Raw genomic sequence first — 2,344 nt, forward strand, 5'->3', positions numbered from 1 at the left:
CTGAGTGCCTATCAGATGAATGAGATAACCATCGATCCGAAGGGGACCTCTTATGACGTGGAGCTGGAATCCACCAGTCAGAAAGTGGCGCCGAATGCCGGAGCGGTGGTGATGGTGAAATATAAAAGTACCAAGGGCTATCCGATATTGGTCAATGCCACCCAGTCAGATGGCGAGCCGGTGCCGTTTGGGTCGCAAGTATTAGACACCAAAGGTCAGGTGGTGGGTTCTGTCGGTCAGGGTGGTCAGATTTATGCGCGGGTGAGCGAGGAGCGTGGCCGTTTGCAAGTCAGTTGGGGTGAAGGTACCGGCCAGCAATGTTACCTGAACTATATTCTGCCGCCGCAATTAGCCAACGGTAAAGCCAGCGCGATGATGCGGTTTACCTCGACCTGTGTGCCTCAGGGTCAGGTTGATGAGCGTCGGGCCACGACCATAAAAAGTGAGTGATACGGGGTTATACAGTGGTGCCGTATCAGATGGATGAAGTCTGATACGAAAGGGACCTCTTATGGCGTGGAGCTGAGGTCAACCAGTAAGAATATTACCCTTAATGCTAGCGCATTGGTGAAATACAACACCCAACAAGGTACCTCAACTTTAGTAAAAGGTGAGCCTGTTACCTTTAGTGCCGATGTGTGTGTTTTATATGGGGTTAGGTGGAACTACTGATGTTTGTAATCAAAGGACCAAAACAGATTCAGATACAGCAGGTTAGCTCTGTCTGTTCTCTAGGGAATACTTCCTGGCCGATAGAAAGAAAAGTGGCTCAAGTACAGATTAATACTGGCAGTAGCTAATCAAGCATTGCATTGACCAGTACAACGGGAGAAACGAGAAATGAGATTTTCTATAAGATTTATCATGATTTTATCAGCATTAATCTCCTTGATACTGATGAAAAGCGTAATGGCAGCCTGTGCGTTTGCACCAGACAGTGCACTCAAGCAGGTTGTTAATGTTTCCATGCCATTAGTTGGGGTGATCACGAACATTGGCGCTGATAATGCAGATGGTACTTTTGCTTACACGCAATACTATCAACCTACGTTTCCTATACCTAAAATTACGTGTAGCTCACCAGGTCAGTTTTATCAGATTTCTGAGTTTTCCAGCAGACCTCTCCCTCTGGCGTTGTGGAATACAGGTAATTGGGCGGGTAAGCTTTATGAAAGTGGAGTCCCTGGTTTAGCTGTTGGTATATCAGTTAACCGAGCAAGCAACTCAATGTTTCCGGCTAGTCAGGCTTCAACCACATGTACAAACGTTTCTACATGTTCTATAGCTGCAGGTTCATTTGCCCTTGGAATGTCGTTCTTGAAAATAGGGCCACTTACGGCAGGAGGTGTTATTAGGGGGAGCGACCTGCCTTGCACCGTACAATCATTTGGTCAGGCAGGGGATACCGTTGAGATCGTCCGTACCTGCTATACCGGTACGCTCGTCGTTGTTTCTCAGACCTGTACTACTCCAGATGTTAATGTCCAAATGGGTACATTTGATGTAAACAGAACCTTTACCGGGATTGGCACATCGACTTCGTGGAAAAATGCGTCGATCAACCTCACCAATTGTCCAAGGTTTTATGGGCGGTTTCGTAGTGGAACAGATGTATTTTATTCGGACAATGGCACTTCAGGAACAGGAACGCCGACCAAAAATACGCTTTCTCTACTCTTAACGCCAAATACGTCTATTATTAATAGCGCTAGCGGTATTATTGGCCTGAGCACAGGGTCTACCAGCGCAACAGGTATTGGTATCCAGTTAGCAAGAGGCCAGATAAGCGATCCCTCTCCAGTACCAATAAACTTATCATCTATGACGACCAAAACAATGGAAAATGATACGGCAACGACAGCTTCGTTTCCACTGGTCGCTCGTTATATACAAACTAATTCGACGGTAACACCGGGAAAGGCTAATGCCGCTGTAACGTTTACCATTAATTATTATTAGTTGAAACCATATTTCCCTCCTAAAATCATTAGGGGGGAAGTGATTAACTTGAACTCAATCGCAACCAGTTAAGATAAAAAATGACAATATAGTCAGCTATTTTAAGTGATGACATCTGAAAATAAATTCACTAATAGCCTGCATCAAACTTAATATACATGCTGCTTAATATGTCATGAGTGTGACTATTGTTTTTTGTTGGACGGATATAAAACTATTTTTACGATTAACCACTATTAAACCAGGATGGATAAAGAGACCCAGGACGGTCTCAACGCATACTCTTTGATCCACACCAGATATTTGATTTTGCGTTTAACTGTTTGTTTATTCGATTAATCGTTAGATAATCTAAATGTAAAAGGTGATTTATGAGAGATGTTAT

2 protein-coding genes are annotated in these 2,344 nt (G+C 44.1%); both read left to right on the forward strand.

Annotation, left to right across the window (positions count from 1 at the left end):
* Window positions 1-450, forward strand: a 450-nt coding sequence (locus V1952_RS21245) for a FimD/PapC C-terminal domain-containing protein (protein WP_420075491.1), incomplete at its 5' end; no start/stop codon positions are given.
* Between the two features lie 390 nt (window positions 451-840).
* Complete coding sequence (locus V1952_RS21250; protein WP_420075492.1) at window positions 841-1,959, forward strand: fimbrial protein; 1,119 nt, start codon at window positions 841-843, stop codon at window positions 1,957-1,959.
* Window positions 1,960-2,344: the final 385 nt, after the last annotated feature.

The organism is Yersinia sp. 2542 StPb PI, assembly GCF_048593855.1.
Taxonomy (GTDB): Bacteria; Pseudomonadota; Gammaproteobacteria; order Enterobacterales; family Enterobacteriaceae; genus Yersinia; species Yersinia enterocolitica_E.

What these genes read in the sequence shown, in the direction of transcription:
- V1952_RS21250 (WP_420075492.1), top strand. Translation starts at nt 841, where the DNA reads ATGAGATTTTCTATAAGATTTATCATGATTTTATCAGCATTAATCTCC.